Genomic DNA, 15,737 nt, shown 5'->3' with positions numbered 1-15,737 from the left:
GGCATGTACAGCTGTATATAGGATTATCGCTGAAACCTTCAATATTAATGCGGTGCTGCGCCGAGCGTCGTTCCTCCTGATAGCGGCAGCGGCGGCTTGTGGAAGGTTCCGTACTTCTGGAGGGCCGTGAGCGGGAGGTACCGCTTCGCCCCTGGACCGGCAGCGGCGTATATAACTGCCGGTTCAGCACCCGCCTTACCGGCAGAGGCCGGAAGCCAGCTCTGGCAGCCTGTAATCATGAACGGAGCACCCAAGGCATCATTGCGTCCTGTCGACTGGAAGGCAAGGCTGCCGCGGCTTTTAAGCAAAGTATTTAAACTGCCTTCGCTGATAGTCTTCAGCTCAGGAGCAGTCAGCCACAGTAAATCTGCATACGGGTCATCCTGCCCGCCGCTGAGCAGAGCGGGCAGAGGAGTGCGGACTTGTTGTCCAGACCCGGTGTAGATCACCAGGGCATTAGCATCAAGCTGGCCGTCCAGGATTCTGTTTGCCTGGCTAAGGCTCCAAGGCAGTACCTGCAGTACTGAGGCATTGAGATACAGCGTCTTGTCCGCAAGCGTGAGCTTCCAGACCGGCAGCAGCGGAGCGTACAGCGCCGATAGTTCTATTTTACCGGAATAAGAGGAGGTAATCAGTCCTTCCTGCACCAGATACTGGCGCAGATCACTCATACTATAAGGGAGACCAAAGGTACCGGCTCCGTATTCACTCAGCAGATATTTGCCCCCGTCCGCAGCAGATATAATGAGGTATCCGATCCGCTGCTCCCCGTTCATCACATTGACCAGCCAGCTGCGTGTGCCCGGCCCGAGTGGATAGACCTCAGTTCCGGCATTCTTCCATTCCTTAAACGGAGCATCCGCCGACAATTGGCTAATTGTGAGACGGGTGAAATCCTGCAAGGTTTCAGATGCGGGCGCCTGTGTCATCACAAGTCCGGGCAGCAGCTCCTGCAGGACGGCTTGTGTGACAGTGGCCCGGCTGCCTATTGACGCGAGCGCCGGAGGCGGGGAGGCGCTGGCGGCGAACAGAGTCAGCCCGAGAGTCAGACAGAGGAGCAGGCGGGTACGCCGTCCGAGCGGCCCCTTCTGCTTCGCTTTGATTTTCATGTTATCGTTCACCTTTCCTGTTCCAAAGGTTAATCGCAAGAATTACCGGGTCCGGCAAACCGGAGCCCGGCAGGTTCTGCTTCATACTTTTAATTGTAGGGGACAAGCCATGAAAAGGCTGTTGCTTACTGTCGCGGCAGCCTGCAGGAATTCCGCTGTTTTTTTGTTTGCTTTTAGCGAGCCGGGTCGCATTCTATGTGCTGCGCAGGTGAAACAGCCCGTACGTTACGGCAGAAACTGCAATCTGCGGCTCATACTGCCAGGTGGTCTCTTTGCGGCGGCGGTTGTATTGCTCCTCTATGCCGAGGCGTTTCTCCTCATCCTGCTCCTTCAGCAGCTCCTCATAATAGATATCCACGATGCTCAGCTCCAGCCGCAGGCGTTCGCGGGCTTCCTCGGCCCAGGTGTAATCCAGCAGAGCCAGCTTCGAGGTCAGATATCCCTCCAGCCTGTCGGCTCCGGCAGTAACGGACAGCTCGGAAGGCTGGATGTGGATATTCTCCGGCAGCCTTGGCGTAAGCTCCCGCGAAGCCAGCCGGGCCTCGAAGTCCGGAACAATCAGCCCGGAGGTCAGTGACACCGCGATGAAATGCAGCTCTTCACGCTTAAGATCACAGGTCATCTCCACCTTATAGCAGACGGCAAGCCAAGGCTCGTAGGCGGCTGAGAACAGCGTGGTCCGCTGCCGGAGTCCCGGGTCCTCGAACAGCTGCAGGCATTTGCCCTCATCCCGTGCCGCTGACCAGATCTGCCGCAGGCGCTTGCTGCCGTAGGTCACATCCTCGCGGCGGATCATGCCCGGCCCGATGCGCGGCAGCTGCGGGACGATGCCGAAGTACCGGGCGAGGATGCTGTCCTCCGGATCAGCGGAGACCCCGGGCGGTACCACGCCTCCGGGTGCAGCTGCCGGTGCGGCGCCAGGCTCCGCGCCTGCCTCAGCATCCGCAGCACCCGCCGTGCCGATGCCGCCCGGCAGAGGTCCTGCCGCCGGGCGGACCGCCCCGCCGCGCGGCCGGGCTGCAGGCGCAGCTGCCTGCGCGGCCAGTTCATCGTACTTCTCCGGATCGAAGACGAAGCTGAAGGACAGGGTCTCCGGATCTACGCCGGTGCGCTCCACGAATCCCCAGTAATAAGGACGGTCCGTCAGCATCCGGTCCGCGCGCGGCGAGAGCTTCACCGTCACATGCAGCGGAGAGGATTCGAGAATCGTGCATTCTGTCGCTTCCAGATAATCCATGACCTGCTTGCGTACTTCAACAGGGGTTAGCATTAAGGAGCCACCTCGCTTTCATCCAGATTGGCATGGGTCAGCTCGCTGATCGTGTCACCGATCTGATCCAGCTCGCTGCGCAGCTCCTCGTCGCTGCGGGCCTCGAGGACGATTTTATATAAGCTTTTCTCAAGCGACTCCTTCTTCTCGAAGCGTTCCAGGATGACATCCAGCCCGCCGATAACCATCTCGAACATATTGATTTTTTCGTGCAGCAGGTGAAGAATATGCTCCTCGATCGTGCCTTCGGTAGAGAGATTGTAGATGACTACATCGTTCTCCTGGCCAAGCCGGTGTACCCGGCCGATCCGCTGCTCTACGCGCATGGGGTTCCAGGGGAGGTCGAAGTTGATCATATGGTGGCAGAACTGCAGATTGATCCCTTCGCCGCCTGCTTCCGTAGCAATCATTACCTGGGCGCGCCCGCGGAAGAGGTCCATCATCCAGTCTTTTTTGCCGCGGTTCATCCCGCCGGAGTAAGTGACACACTGCAGTCCATGCTCACGGAAATATTGCAGCAGATATTCCTGGGTCGCCCGGTATTCGGTGAAGACGATGACCTTCTCGTTCATTTGACGGATCAGCTCCATCGTTTTCTCCGCTTTGGTATTCGTCTTAACGGTACGGATCGTCTGGAGCAGACCCATCATCCGCTCACGTTTCGGTGAATCCGCAGGAAGCTTCTTGATCAGATTCACAAGCGTGACGAACACCGCATCCCGGCTGCTGCATACCTCGCGCTGGAGCGTAACCAGGGAGAGCATGCTGCTGAGATTGCCGCCCGCTTCCTGATATTGGTCTTTGACAAAGGCGGTGACGCCGTCATATAATTCTTTCTCCTCTAAAGAGAGGGTAAGCGGGATATTGCGCACTTTGCGCTTCGTGAAGTTCACGGGACCCTCGCCGCGGCGGTTGCGGATCATCACCTTGGAGAGCTCGCCTCTCAGCTGGACTTCGTTCTTCGGCTGGCGTTTATCGACCACGAAATTGGTAGCAAAATCCCCCTGATTCCCGAGCTGTCCCGGCTTCAGTAATGTGATCAGATTGAACAGCTCGCCGAGATCATTCTGCACGGGAGTGGCGGTGAGCAGCAGGCAGTACTTCTTGCGCAGCTGCTGTACGAACAGATAGTTCGTTGATTTCTTATTCTTCAGCTTATGGGCCTCGTCGATAATCAGCATGTCGAATTCCTGGCTTAGCAGCAGCTCCTTGTGCGGATCACGCTTCGCCGTATCCATGGAGGCGACAACAATGTCGTTGCCCCAGGAGTAAGCTTTCTTCTGTGCCACAGCTGAAATACCGAATTTACTGTTCAGCTCGCGCACCCACTGCAGGACAAGAGACGCAGGGACAAGGATCAGAACTTTACTTACGAGCCCGCGCACCAGATATTCCTTGAGGATCAGTCCGGCTTCTATCGTCTTGCCTAGCCCTACTTCGTCTGCCAGAATGGCCCGGCCTGACATTTCAAACAGCACCTTATGGGCGGTATCCAGCTGGTGGGGGAGCGGGGATAACCCGGACAGATGTTTCAGACACTGCAGCTCATCGAAGCTCGTAACGAGTCCCGATTGCTCTCCTTGTATGGCCAGCCGGGATAATCTCCAGTCTCCCCAGGGTCCGCCTTTATCGAGCTTCGACTCCAGGTCCTGCAGCCAGTTACGCTCAAAGGACAGAGGAACAGGCAGCAGCGGGGCAGGCGTACTTCCCCCTTGCGGCAAGGAATTGCGGAATAATTGCGTCATGTTGCAGCCTCCTCCGGCGCGGTTTCATATCGAAATGCGTAGCAGTAGTATGCGCGTAAAAGAGAGATTTCATAACCTGCTATCCTCCGGCTGCTGCCGTAGAGTAATCTTGCGGAGCCTTGCGGCGGTACTGCTGCTGGTGCTGCGGCGGCTTCGGCGGATCTTGAATATCCGTGGCGGAATCTGTCTTCCGGGCCCGGAAGCTTATCAATCTGGAACCTGTAAAAAAGCGAGAAAGAGGGAGAAAATCCACTATCTTTTACCGTTTTTCCGAAATTCCCGCCATGGGCCGCTTTTTTGGAAAAAGAACTCTGATACAATATGTGGTATAGTTGAAAAGCTGAGGTATACAATATATTGTTACAAAAGCTTGAAAATTTGATTATTCGCGGGTTTTTGCGGTTATTTGTTATTGACAAGAGGAACTTCCGCTGTATATGCAGGCTGCGGCCACTCAGGCGCCGGAAGTTGTTGTTGTGGGTTACAAAAAGTCTAAGCCCACACCAAGGAACGGAAGTATTACCTATCAATCATCCGGGAGGTTTTTCTATTGAGTACAGTGGAACGCAAGCAGCGTCTTGAGGGGCTGAGTGAAAAAATATTTTTGGACCGTTATGCCTGGAAGGACGCGGACACGAGCAATGCCAAGGTAGGGGATGTAGTGCTTGTCCTGACGAAGGATGATCCGAAATTTCCAACCAAGGAGGTTGGTGAGATTGTTGAGCGCACAGGCCGGATGGTTACGGTGAAGACCCGCAGCGGTGAACTCGTGCAATCGGATGTGGAGAAGCTGACACTGAATATTGAGAAGACTCCGGAGGAAATGTGGGACCGTCTTGCGGCAGCCATGGCTTCCGTAGAGCAGACTCCCGAGCTTCAGGAAGAGTGGACAGGCAAGTTCCGCTCTATTCTTGATGACTGGAAGCTGGTACCGGGCGGTCGGATTGCGGCAGGTGCCGGAGCAAGCGAGGAGCTTACGCTGTTCAACTGTTATGTTGTACCTTCCCCGAAAGACAGCCGCGGGGGCATCATGCAGACGCTGTCCGAAATGACGGAGATCATGGCCCGCGGCGGCGGTGTTGGCATTAACTTATCCTCGCTGCGTCCGCGCCGCGCGATTGTAAGAGGCGTGAACGGATCATCCAGCGGCTCAGTGTCCTGGGGCGGTCTTTTCAGCTATACGACCGGACTGATTGAGCAAGGCGGAAGCCGCCGCGGCGCGCTGATGCTGATGATTAATGACTGGCATCCGGATGTGGTGGACTTCATTACCGTGAAGCAGACGATGGGTCAGGTAACCAATGCCAACCTGTCGGTATGCGTGAGCAATGCCTTCATGAAAGCCGTCAAGGAGGATCTGGACTGGGAGCTGGTCTTCCCGGATACCACCGATCCGGATTACGATACAATCTGGGACGGCGATCTGGATAAATGGAAAGCGGACGGCCGCCGCGTCATTCCTTACCGTACCGTAAGAGCACGCGATGTGTGGCATACGATTATCGAATCGGCCTGGAAGTCGGCTGAGCCGGGCGTAGTGTTCATGGAATATTACAACCAGATGTCCAATAGCTGGTATTTCAACCCGATTATCTGCACCAATCCATGCGGTGAGCAGGGTCTGCCGGGCTGGGGCGTGTGCAATCTGTCGGCCGTCAACCTCTCCAAATTCTACGATGCGGAGAATCACGACGTGGACTGGGCAGATCTGGCGACAACGACCCGCTATTCCGTGCGTTTCCTGGACAATGTCATCGACAAGACACCTTATCATTTCCCGGAAAATGAAGCCAACCAGAAGCTCGAACGCCGCGTAGGACTTGGCACAATGGGATTGGCTGAGCTGATGATCAAGCTGAATATCCGTTACGGCAGCCCGGAATCTCTGGAGTTCCTGGACAAGCTCTACGGCTTCATGGCGCGCGAAGCTTATCTGGCTTCTGCTGAGATCGCTGGCGAGAAGGGATCTTTCCAGGCTTTTGATACCGATAAATATCTGCAGAGCGGCTTCATGCGTAATATCACCGAGGTCTATCCTGAAGTCGGCGAATCCATCCGTAAGCATGGCATGCGAAATGTTACGGTAATTACCCAGGCACCTACAGGTAGTACTGGAACCATGGTCGGCACTTCGACCGGTATCGAGCCTTATTTCGCATTCAAATATTACCGCCAGAGCCGTCTGGGCTATGACGAGCAGTTCGTGCCGATTGCCCAGGAATGGCTGGAAGCCCATCCGGGTGAAGAGCTCCCTGAATACTTTGTTACTTCGATGGATCTGTCCGCTAAGGATCATATCCGTGCACAGGCTGCGATTCAGCGCTGGGTGGACAGCTCGATCTCCAAGACGGCGAACTGCCCGTCCGACTTCACCGTTGAAGAGACTGCCGAGCTGTACGAAATGGCCTTCGACCTGGGCTGCAAAGGTGTAACGATCTACCGTGACGGCAGCCGTGACGTACAGGTACTGGAAACGACGAAGAAGGAAGAAAAGAAGGACGCTCCGGCGGCAGTTGAGACTGCTGAAGCTGAGCCCGTGGAAGCTGAAGCTGCTCCTGCTCCAGTCACAGTTGCAGCAGCACCTGCACCGCAGCCTGCGGCTAATGTAGTGGACAAACAATACAAGAAACGCCCGCAGGTGCTGCGTGGCGCTACTTATAAGATCAACACGCCATTCGGTATGGCGTATATCACCATCAACGATCTCGACCGCACGCCGGCCGAAATCTTCCTGAACGTCGGCAAAGCCGGCTCCGACGTCTTCGCCATGGCGGAAGCACTGGGCCGCGTCTGCTCGCTGTTCCTGCGCTACGGCGACCACGGTGAGAAGGTCGAGCTGCTGATTAAGCATCTCAAAGGCATCGGCGGCTCCGGCGCCATCGGCTTCGGTGCGAACCGCGTCGAGTCCATTGCCGACGCTGTAGCCAAGGCGCTGGAGACCCATGTGCTGAACAACGCCCATGACGATCACGTGCCTGCACCTATCGCAGCTACACTGGAGCTCGATTTCAACGAAGCGCTGAACGCCGAGCTGAAATCAAGTGTGCCAGCTGCGGCTACTGATGATGGGCACGGGGGCCATGGTGCGCATAGCCACGCAACTGCTTCGCGGGATCTCTGCCCTTCCTGTGGTAGTGCATCGCTGATTAATATTGAGGGATGCAAGACTTGCGGGAATTGCGGGTATAGCCGGTGTGGATGAGGTAGGTGGACTTGTAATTTATAGAATTGTGTGTGAAGGATCATCAAAGTTGCTAAAGTGACCACAAATGATGATAATAGTGGATCATGAATGTTATGCATAAATATTCTGCGGTGTTTTCATGCATTTAAACGCATGAAAATCAGCGGTGTTGAATTTTAATGAATACAATAAAAGTCCCGAATAGGAACCTCCTATATCGGGACTTTTTGATGTGGGAATTATGATTATAAATTACCATACCAAGCGTCATCGACTGGCTCTATGATCTCGGCAATTTCTTTTTGGGTGATTGCGTTTGCTTTATGAAGAGAAACCTCTTTATTTAGGAGAGATCGCCTTAAGTCTTTTTATTTGACTTAAAGTTAACTTTAAGTTGTAAGCTAAGTTGAGATATGGGGATTAACAATGCAAACTATTGATCAACTAAAGCTAACCGGAGAACGCGCATAATTTAAGAGTAAGAATCTTTTGATTCAAAATTCTACTTTTGCGGAAGGTGTCTGGTATAGGCATCATGTATATATGAATGACTGTGTCATTGAAGCACTTAAGATGTTTCGCCGGGCAAGAGATATCCGTTGAGAGTAATCAGGGGATGTGTTACGTGGAGAATGTGATCATTTAGGATGGAAGGATAATCAATACGGATTTGACTTTGAATATTCCACCATTCATGTGACAACAACTACAATGATTGACAGTGTCAAAAATCCAATCTCGGGAATCATTAAAGCGAAAGCGATAGGTATTAATCCTGGATGATAGAGCAATTGCTGCTTCAAATACTATCTATGAGCTGAATGATCAAATGAAATGAGCCTCTCAGCAAAGCGGATTTTTATATTTCTGATATTCTTAATATGTCACATTGGGGAAGTGTGGATCCCCGGACATGACTGCATTTAACTCCCAATTCACTAATAGGCCGTATTGAAGAAAAACTCAAGGCAACTTATGGTTGCCTTTTGTATTTTTATTTTAGGAGGAGAAATATGAACAAAAAAGCCCAAAAAAATACGACCTTATTCGCTTTGCTTTTGGCCGCATTCTCGGCATTAGGTCCATTTACCGTTGACATGTATCTCGCTTCGCTTCCGGAGATCATGGAGTATTTCAGAACCAATGCATCTATGATCCAGTCTACATTAACTGCCAGCTTGTTAGGACTGGGACTGGGGCAGGTAATAATGGGCCCGCTCAGCGATGTTTATGGTCGCCGCAATCCGTTATTAATCTCTATGATATTATATTTTGCTTCGTCTATTGTTTGTGCTTTTGCCCCGAATATTGAATTTTTTATTGTACTGAGATTCATTCAGGGTTTTGTTGCTTCGGCGGGGCTGGTCATTTCCCGAGCAATAGTTCGTGATATGTACAGTGGGGCAGAAATGACTAAGTTTGTTTCTTTGCTGACGATGATTAGTAATGTAACTCCTTTAATTTCACCACTGGCTGGGAGCAGTGTCATTTCTTATACCTCATGGACTGGAGTCTTTATTGTCTTAGGACTGCTGGGAGTTGTTCTGACAAGTTTGACGATATGGGGTGTAGTCGAAACTTTACCACAAGAGAACCGTGTCCCGAGTAATTTCAGGAATGTACTTAGTAATTATCATGTGTTGCTTCGAAACCGGACATTTATGAGCTACGCGCTAGGAAACGGAATTTTGTTTGCCGGTGTATTTGCTTATGTATCGGCGACTCCATTCATTTATCAGAATATTTACGGTGTTTCACCGGGATGGTTTTCAGTTTTGTTTGCCCTCAATGGGGTGGCTATTATGCTAGGATCGCAGTTAGTCAAAGTTCTGGCAGGGCATATGAATGATCAGCGTATTTTCGTAATAGGATTGACCTCTGCTTTGATTACAAGTGCCATCATTCTTGCAGTAGCCTGGTCCCATGGAGTGTTATTTGCAATGGTTGCTTCCCTTTTTTTATTTGCCTTCTCTATCGGAGTTATGGGGCCGGTTTCTTTCTCATTGGCGATGGAATCACAGGGCCACATTGCAGGAAGTGCATCCGCTGTCTTAGGTGTTCTGCCATTTTTCTTAGGTTCGTTCACTTCTCCGCTTGTAGGGATTGCAGGAGAATATTCTGCGAAGCCGTTTGGAATCGTAATTTTCACAGCAAGTTTGTTGTCTGTGGTTTTCTATATGATTTTGCAGAAGAAGTCTCTAAAAAGCATCTCAAAGGAAAATTAATGTATTATCCTCTCAACATTTTGTATTTGACTTTTAGTTAACCTTAAGTTGTATAATTCCCTAAAATTTTTGTTTTTCTCTCAAAACTTACGCGAATAGAGGAGGGTATCATCTGATGACATATGTGAAGCTTGGAAACACCGGATCGCATTGATTCAGGAATTGAAGTCTTCGGGAGTATGGAGGACGAGTTCACCGTAAATTGTACCTAATCCGGAGCTGCGGGCAATGGTGAACCGCGGAATCAATACCGATGAAGTGGCCGAACCGGGTGCTTCTGCAATTGAAGGAGTTATTGCTGCTTCTTCGGAAGGGCAACCATGGCTTGACGCACTGCTGGAATATTTAATGGTCAATAAGCAATGGATCGAATGTTTTATGGCAACAGAGCTTCCAGAGCTTAAGGTCATTCATTCAGAAACTACCTACCTGGCGTGGATTGACTGTACTGCAGTAACCAATGATTCCAAGGCTTTATGCGGATTTATAAGAAAAGAAACCGGGTTGTACATTTCTGAAGGAGCTATTTTTGGCAGGAATGGACAAGGGTGATTAATGAATAGGGTTCTGTATTTTGGACTAAACAGACAAATGATTTGAGCTTATGAGCAAAGCTTCTTTTCTTGTTTTCGGGTATTCTATAGGTAAAAGCTAAAAAAGGCGGAACTGCTCATGTCCATTAGCATCGGCAAAACAATTAAGGCACCGCAAGAGCTTGTAAATGCACCAGATAAAACAGGAAGCTTACAGCAAAACGGGCTATCTGTAATTACTTTCTGCCTTCATACTCAAGGGAAGAAAGGGTCGTACTTTCTAAAGGATCATCTCTTGCTGTACGTGAAATCAGGAAATTATACGGTTCGTTTCAGAGACCGGGAATACACCGTGCGGAGTAACGAAATGATGTTTGTTCACAAATCAACTCTAATCGAGTATGACAAGTCGGGAGAGCCCGGTTCCGAGTATGTGCTGGATTATATGATGTTCTTCCTAAACGAGAAATTACTGGAGGAATTTGTACAGTTCGCTGGAGTGAAGCCGGTTTATCCTGTGAGTGATGTTATTCCGGTATCAATCATTCCGATTAATGATCTAACCCGAACTTATTTTGAGTCATTGCAGCCTTATTTCGATAAGACTGGACAGGTCAGTGACGGGCTGGTTAAGATCAAACTGATGGAATTGCTGCTTCATCTGGCAGATTCAAATGAACGTTTTTTGTATCAGCTGCTACAGCCGGGAATCAATGATAATAACAGTATCAGCAGAATTATGGAGGAGAATTTCACGAATCCTGTTTCCCTTCAGGATCTGGCTTATTTGTCCGGAAGAAGCCTGTCAACGTTCAAACGGGAATTCCAGGCAACCTATCATACATCTCCCTTGAAGTGGATACGAAACCGGAGATTAGATAAGGCTGAGAAAATGTTACTGGAAACTTCGCTTTCCGTTACCGATATTTGTTACTCCACCGGCTTCGAGAGTATCGCCCATTTCTCCAAAGTGTTTAAGCTTCGGTTTGGACTCGCTCCTTCTGAATTTAGAATGAAATTTAAGCCACAGGAGAATGAAGTGAAGATATAAGATAAGTGTTAACGTTCCGCGGTAATTACCGTGGAACGTTTTTTTGTAGAAACTTGAGCTAAATGAACAAACAGAATGAGCCTGTGAGCAAAGAAAGGAATGATTTTTCTTGTTATTCTTATCTCATGCAGTAGAACAAAGAGATTACTAAACAGAAATAAGGAGAGATTCTAAATGAAAACACTGGTACTCGTATTTCATCCTAACCTATCTACTTCCCGTCTTAACCGCCGCTGGGCGGAAGAATTGGACAAGCAAGCCGGTGTAACTGTGCACCGTGTATATGAAGCTTACCCTAACGAGGAGATTGACGTTAGGGCCGAGCAAGAGTTATTAGAGCAGCATGACCGTATCGTTCTACAATTTCCTTTCTATTGGTACAGCACACCTTCATTGCTTAAAAAATGGGAAGATGCGGTTCTTACCTACGGCTGGGCCTATGGAAGCACCGGCAACAAACTGCACGGCAAGGAACTGCTGCTGGCAGTCAGTGTGGGGGCTTCTGAAGATTCTTATACACCTGATGGTACATTCAAATATACTCTTGCTGAGTTATTGCGGCCTCTTCAGGCAACGAGCAACATGATCGGTACTAGCTTTCTAGCGCCTTACGCAGCCTACGGAGTCATGCAGCTATCTGACGAACAAATAGAGCAAACTGCGAAAAACTTTCTCGCTTATGTGCTTAATCCAGAAGCAGCACTGCTCGCCGTACGCTAATTGCATCATTGCTGATGAAGGTTGCACTATGCGGAGGTTATTCATAATATTGAAAGGCGTGAAATTAATGAGAATGGTAAAAATGCAGAGTATCAATATTCCTTCCATCGCCCTTGGCACATGGTCATGGGGCACTGGTGCAAGTGGCGGAGATGCCATCTTTGGAAATCATCTTAGCCAAGAGGACTTGAAACCGGTGTTTGAAGCAGCGATGAATGCTGGATTCAATCTATGGGATACAGCAGCTGTCTATGGAATGGGCGCCTCGGAGAGTATACTCGGAAGTTTCACGAATAACCGCAATGATGTGTTGATTTCAGCGAAGTTCACTCCCCAAATGGCTGGGGGAAGCGACAATGCGGTCGAGGAACTGCTTGCTGGAAGTCTAAGCCGTCTTGGAGCAGATCATGCAGACATTTACTGGATACACAACCCGGCTGATGTAACAAGATGGACATCAAAACTGATTCCGCTAATGAAGAGTGGGAAAATAAAATACGCAGGTGTCTCCAATCATAACCTGGAAGAGATAAAACTGGCAGCAAGTATTTTGGCAGAAGAAGGCCTGAAATTATCAGCGGTACAAAACCATTACAGTCTAGTGTACCGTTCTTCTGAAGAAGCGGGAATTATTGATTACTGCAAAGAGAATGATATTGTGTTCTTTTCGTACATGGTATTGGAGCAAGGTGCATTAACTGACAAATACAATGCAAAACAGCCTCTCCCTAGCGGTACGAGGAGAGGTGAAGCCTTTAATTCAGAAACACTTGGCAAGCTGGAGAGCTTAATTCACGTTATGAGAAACATTGGAAGCAAATACAATGCTTCTACTGCTCAGATTGCAACGGCTTGGTCCATTGCTAAAGGAACGGTACCGATTATCGGTGTTACAAAATTAAACCATATTGAGGATCTCATAAAGGCTGCTGAAGTAGAGCTGACTCTGGACGAAATCCGAGAGCTTGAAACGGCAGCGAAAGAAACCAAAGTTGAAGTCAGAGGCTCATGGGAAAATCCGATGCATTAATAAATCGCGTTCTAAATTTCAAGGAGGAATTATCATGCCGGTAATCACTATTGAAGCAGGCAAATTGAATAAAGAACAGAAACAGTTATTGGTCAGTGAACTCACCACATCAGCTGCAACTATCATGAATGTGCCCGAGTCAGCGTTTATCGTATTGGTTAAGGAGAATGATCCAGAGAATATTGGGGTTGGGGGACAGCTAATAGCAGATCGTTAACATTGAGAGCTGTGGAGAAGACCATGAAGGGTATAGAAAGTGAGGGATGATTCAGATGGAGTACGTGAAACTTGGGAATACCGGGTTGGATGTTTCTAGACTTTGCCTAGGCTGCATGGGCTTTGGTGAACCCGGCCGTGGATTTCATAAGTGGGTACTTAATGAAGAGAACAGCCGTCCGATCATAAAAAAAGCAATGGAGCTGGGCATTAACTTTTTTGATACAGCAAATGTCTATGCGGAAGGAACAAGCGAGGAAATTGTGGGCCGTGCACTTAAGGATTATGCTAATCGAGATGAAGTCGTTATTGCGACAAAAGTGTTTTCCCGCATGCATGAAGGCCCTAACGGTGCCGGCCTCTCCCGAAAGGCAGTTATGAGTGAAATTGATAAGAGCCTCAAACGACTTGGAACGGACTATGTGGATCTGTATCAAATTCACCGCTGGGATGAACATACACCGATTGAAGAAACGATGGAGGCATTACATGATGTAGTAAAGGCCGGTAAGGCGAGATATATCGGAGCTTCCGTCATGCAGGCCTGGCAGTTCCAAAAGGCACTGCATGTCGCCGAGAAACATGGCTGGACCCGGTTTGTAACGATGCAAAATCACTACAATCTGATCTACCGTGAAGAGGAGAGGGAAATGATGCCGCTGTGTAAGGCAGAAGGCATTGGGGTCATTCCATTTAGTCCGCTTGCCTCAGGCCGCTTGACTCGTGATTGGCAGGAAACCACGCAGCGTTCAGAAACCGATCAGGTGCAAAAAGCCAAGTATGACGCTACTGCAGAAGCTGACCGGATAATTATCGATCAGGTTGCCGCAATTGCAGCAAAATATGACGTTCCCCGCGTACAAATTGCACTTGCCTGGTTATTGCAGAAAGAGCCGGTTACTGCTCCCATTATCGGTGCTACGAAAATCTCTCACCTTGAGGATGCCGCCGCTGCCCTTTCCATTACATTAACTTCTGAAGAAATATCGTTATTGGAAGATGCATATGTACCACATCCGGTGTATGGGTCTAATGTTGGTTTTAAATAAATATTGTCTTAATGAAATGACGAGATAAAAAGCGATAAGCAGGCCAGATAAAGGGCTTACTTATCGCTTTTTTATTACAATCTATTAAAATTAGTTTTTAGAAACGCCCTAATAAAGAATAAGGAAACTTGAGATTTATATAATTAGATTTCAAGAAATTATACAATAATTCTGTCTACTACATAAATATAAGAGCACCAGACGTCTGATAGTAGTCGTTCAGGTGCTCTTTTTTTATGAATCGAATATAGCAACAATTATAATCTAATTGTAGACTGATTAATGTATTCCTTATCTAATTTCTTTCCACTAATTTTAGTGATTTTCTTCGCAGTTACTTGTGCCGGATAAGAATCATCGCTCACGCTATAGGTTATTTCAATCTCATCACCCTGTTTGAATCTAGAGGGAGAAACTTTACTTACCCAAATGACCTTAGTGTACTCATTAGAATTGAGAAGTTCTTTGTAACTCTTATTGAAATCCTCTTCTTTTAAGCCAGATATAACTAGCAGTCTTTTATTTTCTATATCTATTGTGTGTACAGTTCCAATAAATACTTCAGCATCCTTATTACAAGAAGTAAGCAAGAACAAACAAATGAAAATTAAGATAGGAATCTTATTAAGGATAGTATTTTTAAAGATAGTGTTTTTTTGGGCCATTGATTTCTCCTTTTAATTTATGACATTTGATGGGGGATATATATTGAATTTCTGTTAACATCAGAATGTTCAGAGCAAATGCTGCAAATAAATGAAGAATTAGAAATAGCGCAATGATTCTAGTAACTGATCGTTGAAGACTCCTAACCTTTGGTATATAATGAGTAAAATAGCAATTATATAATTTCTTTTCTAATATGTTGATTATAACAAGGTCGGGCATTCATTCATCGGAAGGTCCGCCTGTCTCTAATCTTTTACTATTGGGGGATATTATGAGCTGGTACGTATTATTCGTTCGAAATGGCTGCGAAGACCGTGTGAAGTCATCTCTGCAGCGGCTATTTACCGGAGAGTTGCTCCGCTGCGTCGTTCCCAAGAAGCAAATTTCGGAAAGAAGAGCCGGTCAATATGATTTAATTGAAAGACTGTTATTTCCGGGCTATGTGTTCATCCAGACTCAAATGAATTACTCTACCTATTATATCCTTCAGAAGAACCCCCATGTCTACCGGTTATTAAACTACTGCAGCCGCAAGGATCTTATCTATAAGCACCAAGCTATGAATAATTTGGAGAACTCTGAGGAGCAGTATTTTAAGCAAATACCGGAAGAGGAGATTAGTCCTATATTGGGGCTGCTCGATCATGACGATGTGGCGGAGAATTCTAGGGTGTATTTTGAGAACTCCCGTATGAACGTCGTGTCGGGCCCCTTAACTGGAAAAGAGGAGCTCGTCACCAAAGTTGACAAACGCAAAAGGCGCGCGAAGGTGAGTCTTCAGTTGTTGGGCGGCGGGAGAACGATCGATTTAGGAATTATCCTTTTGGAGCCGGAAACGAATCTTGTACAGGAATAACTTTAGCTAATGAAACCGGAAGCTGTATAACCGATGTTTCGGCACGTTATATGGCAACCGATGGATATAGGATAGAAATG

Annotated in this window: 15 protein-coding genes; 10 read left to right on the top strand and 5 right to left on the bottom strand. The window is 48.3% G+C overall.

The genetic code is table 11. The features are described from left to right. Positions 1-44: 44 nt before the first annotated feature. The 4 genes from MHI42_RS07915 to MHI42_RS07900 all read right to left on the bottom strand — a co-directional run bounded on the left by MHI42_RS07915 (position 45) and on the right by MHI42_RS07900 (position 4,335). A complete protein-coding gene (locus MHI42_RS07915) occupies positions 45-1,109 on the bottom strand; it encodes a hypothetical protein (protein ID WP_342423414.1) in 1,065 nt (354 codons plus the stop codon). 193 nt (positions 1,110-1,302) lie between these two features. Further along, positions 1,303-2,379 (bottom strand): YqhG family protein, encoded by a 1,077-nt coding sequence (locus tag MHI42_RS07910; protein ID WP_342423413.1) that lies wholly within the window; start codon positions 2,377-2,379, stop codon positions 1,303-1,305. Then, the gene (locus MHI42_RS07905; RefSeq protein ID WP_171718000.1) at positions 2,379-4,124 is read right to left on the bottom strand and encodes an SNF2-related protein; all 1,746 of its coding nucleotides are present in this window, start codon (positions 4,122-4,124) and stop codon (positions 2,379-2,381) included. Before MHI42_RS07905 ends, MHI42_RS07910 begins: the two co-directional genes overlap by 1 nt. A 79-nt stretch (positions 4,125-4,203) precedes the next feature. Beyond that, the gene (locus MHI42_RS07900) at positions 4,204-4,335 is read right to left on the bottom strand and encodes a hypothetical protein (RefSeq protein ID WP_342423412.1); all 132 of its coding nucleotides are present in this window, start codon (positions 4,333-4,335) and stop codon (positions 4,204-4,206) included. Between the two features lie 339 nt (positions 4,336-4,674). Between MHI42_RS07900 and MHI42_RS07895 the strand changes: the two genes are divergently transcribed. From MHI42_RS07895 to MHI42_RS07855, 9 genes are all read left to right on the top strand, one after another. Further along, positions 4,675-7,326: an adenosylcobalamin-dependent ribonucleoside-diphosphate reductase gene (locus MHI42_RS07895; protein ID WP_342423411.1), complete on the top strand. Its 2,652-nt coding sequence runs from the start codon at positions 4,675-4,677 to the stop codon at positions 7,324-7,326. Between the two features lie 471 nt (positions 7,327-7,797). Continuing rightward, positions 7,798-7,911, top strand: a complete 114-nt coding sequence (locus MHI42_RS07890; protein ID WP_342423410.1) for a DUF3737 family protein — start codon at positions 7,798-7,800, stop codon at positions 7,909-7,911. A gap of 410 nt (positions 7,912-8,321) precedes the next feature. Beyond that, on the top strand, positions 8,322-9,533 hold the full coding sequence (locus MHI42_RS07885; RefSeq protein ID WP_342423409.1) for a multidrug effflux MFS transporter: 1,212 nt from the start codon (positions 8,322-8,324) through the stop codon (positions 9,531-9,533). A gap of 228 nt (positions 9,534-9,761) precedes the next feature. After that, entirely contained in the window at positions 9,762-10,085 is a 324-nt protein-coding gene (locus MHI42_RS07880; RefSeq protein WP_342423408.1) for a hypothetical protein, read from the top strand. Positions 10,086-10,205: 120 nt separating this feature from the next. Next, complete coding sequence (locus MHI42_RS07875; RefSeq protein ID WP_342423407.1) at positions 10,206-11,117, top strand: AraC family transcriptional regulator; 912 nt, start codon at positions 10,206-10,208, stop codon at positions 11,115-11,117. A gap of 174 nt (positions 11,118-11,291) precedes the next feature. Further along, positions 11,292-11,837 (top strand): NAD(P)H-dependent oxidoreductase, encoded by a 546-nt coding sequence (locus MHI42_RS07870; RefSeq protein WP_342423406.1) that lies wholly within the window; start codon positions 11,292-11,294, stop codon positions 11,835-11,837. 67 nt (positions 11,838-11,904) lie between these two features. Then, positions 11,905-12,867 carry an aldo/keto reductase gene (locus MHI42_RS07865; protein WP_342423405.1) on the top strand — a complete coding sequence of 321 codons (963 nt, stop codon included), beginning with the start codon at positions 11,905-11,907 and terminating at the stop codon, positions 12,865-12,867. 34 nt (positions 12,868-12,901) lie between these two features. Then, positions 12,902-13,084, top strand: a complete 183-nt coding sequence (dmpI, locus tag MHI42_RS07860; protein ID WP_342423404.1) for a 4-oxalocrotonate tautomerase DmpI — start codon at positions 12,902-12,904, stop codon at positions 13,082-13,084. Positions 13,085-13,139: 55 nt separating this feature from the next. Then, positions 13,140-14,132: an aldo/keto reductase gene (locus MHI42_RS07855; protein ID WP_342423403.1), complete on the top strand. Its 993-nt coding sequence runs from the start codon at positions 13,140-13,142 to the stop codon at positions 14,130-14,132. A 257-nt stretch (positions 14,133-14,389) separates the two neighbouring features. Here the strand turns inward: MHI42_RS07855 and MHI42_RS07850 are convergent, their stop codons facing one another. Further along, positions 14,390-14,797: a DUF3221 domain-containing protein gene (locus tag MHI42_RS07850; RefSeq protein ID WP_342423402.1), complete on the bottom strand. Its 408-nt coding sequence runs from the start codon at positions 14,795-14,797 to the stop codon at positions 14,390-14,392. Positions 14,798-15,060: 263 nt separating this feature from the next. On the opposite strand from MHI42_RS07850, the gene loaP reads away from it, so the two are divergent. Then, entirely contained in the window at positions 15,061-15,657 is a 597-nt protein-coding gene (loaP, locus tag MHI42_RS07845; RefSeq protein WP_342423401.1) for an antiterminator LoaP, read from the top strand. The last annotated feature ends 80 nt before the right edge of the window (positions 15,658-15,737 follow it).

The sequence above is a fragment of the Paenibacillus sp. FSL E2-0178 genome, from assembly GCF_038593005.1.
Taxonomy (GTDB): Bacteria; Bacillota; Bacilli; order Paenibacillales; family Paenibacillaceae; genus Paenibacillus_AQ; species Paenibacillus_AQ phytohabitans.
Note: the sequence above shows the minus strand (reverse complement) of the source record. Positions and strands in the feature narration are given on the sequence as shown.

Coding starts and splice junctions, on each gene's coding strand:
- MHI42_RS07850 (WP_342423402.1), bottom strand. CDS start 14,797: ATGGCCCAAAAAAACACTATCTTTAAAAATACTATCCTTAATAAGATT.
- dmpI (WP_342423404.1), top strand. CDS start 12,902: ATGCCGGTAATCACTATTGAAGCAGGCAAATTGAATAAAGAACAGAAA.
- MHI42_RS07880 (WP_342423408.1), top strand. CDS start 9,762: ATGGTGAACCGCGGAATCAATACCGATGAAGTGGCCGAACCGGGTGCT.
- MHI42_RS07910 (WP_342423413.1), bottom strand. CDS start 2,379: ATGCTAACCCCTGTTGAAGTACGCAAGCAGGTCATGGATTATCTGGAA.
- MHI42_RS07905 (WP_171718000.1), bottom strand. CDS start 4,124: ATGACGCAATTATTCCGCAATTCCTTGCCGCAAGGGGGAAGTACGCCT.
- MHI42_RS07875 (WP_342423407.1), top strand. CDS start 10,206: ATGTCCATTAGCATCGGCAAAACAATTAAGGCACCGCAAGAGCTTGTA.
- MHI42_RS07865 (WP_342423405.1), top strand. CDS start 11,905: ATGAGAATGGTAAAAATGCAGAGTATCAATATTCCTTCCATCGCCCTT.
- MHI42_RS07915 (WP_342423414.1), bottom strand. CDS start 1,109: ATGAAAATCAAAGCGAAGCAGAAGGGGCCGCTCGGACGGCGTACCCGC.
- MHI42_RS07870 (WP_342423406.1), top strand. CDS start 11,292: ATGAAAACACTGGTACTCGTATTTCATCCTAACCTATCTACTTCCCGT.
- MHI42_RS07885 (WP_342423409.1), top strand. CDS start 8,322: ATGAACAAAAAAGCCCAAAAAAATACGACCTTATTCGCTTTGCTTTTG.
- MHI42_RS07855 (WP_342423403.1), top strand. CDS start 13,140: ATGGAGTACGTGAAACTTGGGAATACCGGGTTGGATGTTTCTAGACTT.